At 64.3% G+C, this 6,818-nt stretch carries 6 protein-coding genes; 1 reads left to right on the top strand and 5 read right to left on the bottom strand.

The window, feature by feature from the left end:
- Nucleotides 1-151: 151 nt before the first annotated feature.
- Nucleotides 152-1,726 carry an FMN-binding glutamate synthase family protein gene (locus tag VGE27_RS01395; RefSeq protein WP_331047837.1) on the bottom strand — a complete coding sequence of 525 codons (1,575 nt, stop codon included), beginning with the start codon at nucleotides 1,724-1,726 and terminating at the stop codon, nucleotides 152-154.
- 61 nt (nucleotides 1,727-1,787) lie between these two features.
- On the opposite strand from VGE27_RS01395, the gene VGE27_RS01390 reads away from it, so the two are divergent.
- Complete coding sequence (locus VGE27_RS01390; RefSeq protein ID WP_331047836.1) at nucleotides 1,788-3,458, top strand: alpha/beta hydrolase-fold protein; 1,671 nt, start codon at nucleotides 1,788-1,790, stop codon at nucleotides 3,456-3,458.
- A 31-nt stretch (nucleotides 3,459-3,489) separates the two neighbouring features.
- Here the strand turns inward: VGE27_RS01390 and VGE27_RS01385 are convergent, their stop codons facing one another.
- The 4 genes from VGE27_RS01385 to VGE27_RS01370 all read right to left on the bottom strand — a co-directional run.
- On the bottom strand, nucleotides 3,490-4,884 hold the full coding sequence (locus tag VGE27_RS01385; RefSeq protein WP_331047835.1) for an FAD-binding oxidoreductase: 1,395 nt from the start codon (nucleotides 4,882-4,884) through the stop codon (nucleotides 3,490-3,492).
- Nucleotides 4,881-5,462, bottom strand: a complete 582-nt coding sequence (locus VGE27_RS01380; RefSeq protein ID WP_331047834.1) for a hypothetical protein — start codon at nucleotides 5,460-5,462, stop codon at nucleotides 4,881-4,883. The genes VGE27_RS01385 and VGE27_RS01380 overlap by 4 nt, the downstream gene beginning before the upstream one ends.
- A gap of 18 nt (nucleotides 5,463-5,480) precedes the next feature.
- Entirely contained in the window at nucleotides 5,481-6,209 is a 729-nt protein-coding gene (locus tag VGE27_RS01375) for a dienelactone hydrolase family protein (RefSeq protein ID WP_331047833.1), read from the bottom strand.
- Nucleotides 6,210-6,252: 43 nt separating this feature from the next.
- The coding region (locus VGE27_RS01370; protein WP_331047832.1) for a DUF1697 domain-containing protein at nucleotides 6,253-6,818 on the bottom strand (566 nt) is incomplete at its 5' end.

Below are 6,818 nucleotides of genomic sequence, written 5' to 3'. Positions count from 1 at the left end.
GGACGCTGGATGATCGTGCAGGAGCATTTGTCGGACACGCCGGAGAGCACCGCGCCGGGTCCTTCCGCAACACCCGGTGCATCGCTCCCGGTTCAACCGGACGCGATGCACCGTCATTGATCAACCGATGGTTGAGACTGGAAGCAACAGGTCAGAACTGCGCCGCGCTCGCCTGCGCCCACGCGCGCGACATGCCCGTGTTCTCCGGGTTTCGGAACAGCTGACCCGGTTCGAGATGCGGATAGATGTCCGCGTAACTGCGGATCTCCATCGCACTCACCCGCTTCATGATGAACCACGGCTTGAGGTCACGTGGACGCTCGAGTCCCGTGGCGCCCAGCACCTCCATGAAACTCCTCACCGTCTCGCGGTGGTAGCGCGCCACGCGATGTGACTTGTCGCCCACATGCAGGCCGTTCACCAGCGCCGGATCCTGCGTGGCCACACCGGTGGGACACGCATTGTTGTTGCAGCGCAGCGCCTGAATGCATCCGAGCGCGATCATCATGGCCCGCGCCGCGTTGCAGGCATCGGCGCCCAGCGCCACCTTCGTGGCCAAGGCAAAGCCGGTGTTCACCTTGCCTGACGCAATGACCTTGATGTGATCACGCAGCTCCGTGCCCACGAGCGCGTTGTGTACGAATGACAGCCCTTCGTTGAGCGGCGTGCCCACCGAATCGGAAAACTCGATGGGTGCGGCGCCGGTACCACCCTCGCCGCCATCCACGGTGATGAAGTCGGGCAAGATCCCCGTGTCGAGCATCGCTTTCACGATGCCAAGAAACTCATGGCGCTTGCCAACGCACAACTTGAAACCGATTGGCTTGCCGCCGGACAGTTCGCGCAACTGCTTGATGAACTGCACCATGCCCAGCGGGGTCTTGAACGCTGAGTGTGATGGCGGTGAGATCACGTCGTGACCGGGCACGACGCCGCGAATCTCCACGATTTCCTTGGTGAGTTTCGCAGCGGGCAGGATACCGCCGTGCCCCGGCTTCGCGCCCTGCGACAGCTTGATCTCGATCATCTTCACGCTGGGCTGCGACGCGCGCTCAGCGAACGCATCGGGATTGAAACGTCCCTGCTTGTCCCGGCAGCTGAAGTAGCCGGTGCCGATCTGCCAGACGAGATCCCCACCCGGCTCGAGATGATACGGACTCAGTCCCCCCTCACCGGTGCTGTGCGCGAAGTTGCCCATCTTCGCCCCGGCGTTGAGCGCGAGGATCGCGTTCTTGCTGAGCGACCCATAGCTCATCCCCGACACGTTGAAGATCGAGGCGGAATACGGCTGCTTGCAGTCCGCGCCGCCAATCATGACACGCGCCTGTTCGGGATCGGGATGCACGGGAGCCAGCGAGTGATTGATCCACTCGTAGCCCGTTTCGTACACGTCCTTCTGCGTGCCGAACGGCAGCGTGTCGAGGTCACCTTTCGCACGCTGGTAGATCACCGAGCGATCGTTGCGGCTGAACGGTTTGCCGTCGCTGTTGGATTCGACGAAGTACTGGTTGATCTCGGGTCGGATCATTTCCATGAGGTAGCGCGCGTTCCCGATGAGCGGAAAGTTGCGCCGGATGGCCTGCTTGGTCTGCACCATGTCGACGATGCCACGACCGATGGCCGGCAGGATGATCACGTAGGCCCAGAGGATCGGCTGCCACAGGAATGACAGCCCGGCGACAAGCGCCACGACCAGCGCGGAGAGGGAGAGGAAGAGGATGCGCATACTTCTATTCTATACTGCATTGTGAGCTGCTGTTGAGGTGAAACGGAATAGATTCTGCCGCATGCGTACAATCTCAGCACTCGTGGCAGTGAGCCTGCTCGGCTCCGTCGCCTCATCACCGCTCGGAGCACAGACGTTCTCCATCGCGTTTACGCCCAGCGCCAGCGCCACGCCCATCACCGGACGCGCCTTCGTCTACATCGCGCGCTCCGACCGCACCGAACCGCGTCTGCAGGCCGGTGCCCGTCGCGGCAGCGAACAGTTTCTCGGGGTCGATGTCGAACAGCTCGCGCCCGGCGCCGCCGCTACCATCGACCAGAGCACGCTCGGCTTTCCGTTTGCATCGCTGAAGGAACTGCCGGCCGGCGAGTACTTCGTGCAGAGCATCGTGGTGCCCTACACCCGCTTCGCGCGCGCCGATGGCCACACCATCTGGGCGCACATGGACCAGTGGGAAGGTCAGCGCTACAACGACGCACCAGGCACCATCGTGAGCGCGGTGCAGAAGGTGCGTGTGGACGGCTCGACACGCATCACCCTCACCGCAGACCGTGTCCTGCCGCCGGTGAAGAAGACCGCTGACACCGAGTGGGTGCAGCGTTTCACCATGAAGTCGAAGCTGGCCAGCGCGTTCTGGAACCACGACATGACCGTGGGCGCAGTGGTACTGCTCCCCAAAGGCTACGCGCAGAACACCGCCAAGCGCTATCCGGTGGTGTACACCATCGGGCACTTCAATGACCGTGCGCCATTCGGCTTCACGTTTGACGGCTGTGATCGTCCAGAGACCGCCGAGGCCCGCGCCACGCGTCTTGCACGCAGTGCGCGCGAACCGGGCTGCGAATTCCAGCAGGCGTGGACCAGCGGCAAGGTGCCCGAGTTCATTGCGGTGTTCATCCAGCACCCCACGCCGTTTTACGACGATAGCTACGCGCTCAACTCGGCGAACAACGGCCCGTACGGCGATGTGATCACCAAGGAGCTGATTCCGGAGCTCGATCGTCGCTACCGTACCGTGGCCTCCGGCCATGCGCGCATGCTCACCGGTGGTTCAACGGGCGGCTGGGATGTGCTGGCTCTGCAGATTCACTATCCCGATGTATTCGGTGGTGCGTGGTCGCTGTATCCGGACCAACTCGACTTCCGCAACTATCAGTTCGGCAATATCTACGCCGACTCCAACGCGTTCGAACGTCGCGATGGTGCGTGGTTGTCGCGCGAGATTCCGTCGAGCCGAGGCCCCGAGGGCATGATGGAGCTCAGCATGCGCGAGGAGAATCAGGCTGAAATGGTGATCGCCTCGAAGGGTCGTTCAGGCGGTCAATGGGACGGCTGGCAGGCCGCGTGGGCGCCGGTGGGTGCCGACGGATACCCCAAGCCGCTCTGGGACAAGCGTACCGGTGTGATCGACCACAGTGTGGCAGAGGCCATGCGCAGCAAGGGGTACGACCTGCGCGACTATGTGGAGCGCAACTGGTCGACCATCGGCCCCAAGCTGGTGAGCAAGCTGCATGTGGCCGTGGGCGACATGGACAACTACTTCCTCAACCTCGGCGTGTATCGCTTCGAGACCTTTCTCGAAAGCACGAAGCAGCCGGGCAAGGGGCCGTACTACGCCGGCAAGTTCGAGTACGGACGTCCGCTCAAGCCGCATGGCTGGCAGCCGTGGAGCAACCAGGAGCTGCTGCGCATGATGGATGCCCAGGTGAAGAAGGGCGCGACGCGGCAATAAGGCCCCTCACGGGAGTCGCACCGGGCAGCAACTACAACTGGCCGGTGCCACCCCACGTCGCGACACGCGCGCGGTAGTCCGCGTCGTCATACCGATCCGGGCTGAAGGCCACAGCGTGCGATGGCATTGTCTCGCCGACCATGCGCAAGGCGAGCAATTCAGCCGCCGCCGGCGCCGCCATCAGGCCGAAGCCGGAGAATCCGGCGCACACATACGCGCCACGGGCCCCGGCGGCGCCGATGAGCGGCCGGCTCTCCTCGGTCTTGGTGTAGTAGCCACCATCCACATACATGGCCGGCAAACGCTCGAGATACGCCGCAAACCCTGGCACCAGCGCCGCCATGCCGCGTAGCACGATCTCAGCGTAGCTCTCGTCCGCGGGCATGGGGAACTGCGGCTCATCGAAGCGATGATCGCCGTGATAGTCCCACAACATCAGTACCGTCTTCGACGGACCATAACCTTCGGGACGCAGGTGAATACCTGCCGGCATCGGCTCAATGAAACGACGGAGCTCCGGCACATTCGCCAACTCTTCGCGCTCGTCATCGGGCCAGGCCAGTGTCTGCGCATCATCCAGAATGACGAGCCCTGTGTCGCGATCCAGCGCGCCGTGCACATCCTCGATGGCCACCTTGTAGTGCGCTTCCGAAAACAACGGCAGATCAGCCTGCACCATGCGCCCAACGCCTGGCGCATACGGACCCGCGGCATTCACGAATCGCGACGTGGCGATGCGATGCTCTTCTCCCTGTGCATCACGCACGAGCACCGCGCTCACCTCCCCGTCATCGATCCACACGTCGGCAACACGCCCGTCCACGAGCACGGCGCCCGCAGCCCGCGCTTCATCGAGCAGATACATGCCGAGCTGCTGACCACTGAACCAACCACATCGGCGCGCGTGCAGCACACCGCAGATGTCGGGCGCGAGCCACGGGAACCAGTGCCGTATTGCATCGCGGTCCAGGAACAGATCGGCACCCTCCGGATGGTCGCCATAGCCACGATGCGCAGAGGGTCGGTACGACTCGCTGTCGGCACGACTCCGGTACACACGCACCGGACCAGCCCCCTGCGCCGCAGCAAGCGCCGCTTCGTCTTCGAACCGACGTGCGCGGTCAGGATCGGCGGTGGTGTAGAGGTATCCACGCCGATTGAGATGGAAACGATTGCCACTCGCGTCGGCCCACTCTTCCAGCAGGTCGATGCTGCGGTTCATCAGCCGCACCATGGCGTCGTCAGGCCCGGGCCACCAGTTGCGATAGGCCTCGGTGGACTTGTCGCTCGTGAGCGACATCGGTGCGCGCTCATCCACCAGTACCACATCGCGCCACCCATGTCGCACGGCGAGTGCGTGCGCCACGGCGATGCCCGCAATGCCCGCCCCGCAGATCACGGCATCAGCCGTCGTCGGCACACTCACGCGGCGGCGCCGTTGGCCCAGAGTGCCCGTTCAACCATGACGGCATCCCATCCTGCGCCGAGTTGTGTGGCGCGCTCCACCAGGGCCGCGGCATAGCGGCGATAGTAGCTGGTGCTCCAGGCCACGGGACCAAGCCCATCGACCTGCGCCGCCACGATCTCATCGAAGAACGGATAGCGATCGGGCGCAACAAGGGCGAGCACCGCCGACGCCGTGGCCGGTCCTACACCCGCCAGCGCGGTGTAGGCGCCGATCGCCTTCGTGAGCTGCGCGATGTGCTCGGCGGCGAGCCGGCCCGCGCGCTCCACCGCATCCGGCGTATTGCTGCGCACCAGAGTGAGATTGGGACCTCGCCACACGCCCCGCGTCATCTTCCATTCAGTGAGGCGCACCAGCTCCTCGTGCGTGACCAGACGCGGCGACCGCGCCTGCACATCCGATGTGAGCGTCTGCCGGTACCAGGTGTCCAGCTCCACCAAACGCGGCGGTGATTGCTGCGCGATCACCGCAGGATAGGCGTCCAGCGCGGCACGCCACGTGACATTGTCAGATACGGTCCAGAGGCCGGGAGTCAGCATGGCCGGAATCTGTGGGCCTCAATGCCGACTGCGGAAGAACCGCACGGCCCGAAGCAGCGCATCCGTGGACACGGAATCACCAAGCGTATGCCCTTCGTCGGGATACATCACCATCTGCACCCTGCGCCCCGCACGGTGCATCGCCTGCTGGAGCCGCTCGGCTTCCACCGGCGGCACCTCATCGTCCTCGGCCCCGTGCAACAGCAGCATCGGCGGCGCATGGCGCAGCGAATCCGCCAGGAATGGCTCGAGACCGGCGCCCATCAACGCCATGCGATGCACACGGGCGTCCACGGCGCCCACACCCACGCCCAGCCATGCCCCTAGGGAAATGCCCAGCAGTGACAGATGACGGGGATTCACGTAGGACTGCGCATCGGCCCATGTGATCGCCGCGCGCACGTCCCGCACCCAGCGCCAGTAGTGCTGACGCTCCGCCTCGTCATCCGCCGTGAAGCTGCCGGTGCCGTCGAAGTAGTGCACCACGAGTGCCACCTGCCCGATGGCGGCGAGGGTGCGTGCATAGCGCGTGACTTGCTGCGACCCCAGATCATGAATGCCACCCGAGCCATGCAACAGCACCACGGTCGCATGACGACCTGGCCCTTCCGGTCGGTAGACATCAATGCGGATCTCATCGCCTTCGCTGACGATCATCTCCACTGATTCAAGCGTGGGGTGCTGCAAGACACGGTCAGGCAATGCCAACGGGCCGCGGTTGAAGCAGGCCATCGTGGCGCATGACACGATCAGATACGCCCAACGCCGTCCCTGCTGCACATCGCCCTCGTCAGTCGGCAGGTTCGCCGGTCGTCATGGCCAGCAACTTCTGCATGGTGTTCCAGTTGCGGGCGGTGATGCGATCACCAAGACCGCGCGAGGTCTTGTCATACACCGTGCTCGCTGAAATGCCGTCCGGAAACCACAGGTACGCGGCATGCGCGCCCACCACGAACCGTTCGCGCACCGTCGGTGCATCGGTGAAGCACCGGAGGGCCTCCGGTGTAACATCGGCGCTCCACACCGTAACCACGAATCGCGACGGATTACTGGCCGCCTCATCGGGCATGGGATTCTCCTGCAGCAGGCGCTGCACCTGCGCCGGTGTGCGCACGAACACGCGGGAGTCCACACCCAGGGTCTCCAGGATGGCTGCCCGTAGCGCCTTCTCGGCAGCCGCGGGTTTCATCGTGGTGCGGTACACCAGGTTACCGCTGTTGAGCAGCGTGCGCACATCACCGAAACCGACCGATTCTGCGATGGCACGCAGCTCCGCCATCGGCACCTTCTTGCCACCACCCACATTCACGCCGCGCAGCAGCGCGATCTGGAGGGGAGACGAACTCCTGGGCATCG

This window comes from Gemmatimonas sp. (assembly GCF_036405635.1).
Lineage (GTDB): Bacteria > Gemmatimonadota > Gemmatimonadetes > Gemmatimonadales > Gemmatimonadaceae > Gemmatimonas.
This window is presented reverse-complemented; position numbering and strand designations above follow the sequence as displayed.

Excerpts from the sequence above, each read along its gene's own strand:
- VGE27_RS01395 (WP_331047837.1), bottom strand. The coding sequence starts at position 1,726 with ATGCGCATCCTCTTCCTCTCCCTCTCCGCGCTGGTCGTGGCGCTTGTC.
- VGE27_RS01390 (WP_331047836.1), top strand. The coding sequence starts at position 1,788 with ATGCGTACAATCTCAGCACTCGTGGCAGTGAGCCTGCTCGGCTCCGTC.
- VGE27_RS01380 (WP_331047834.1), bottom strand. The coding sequence starts at position 5,462 with ATGCTGACTCCCGGCCTCTGGACCGTATCTGACAATGTCACGTGGCGT.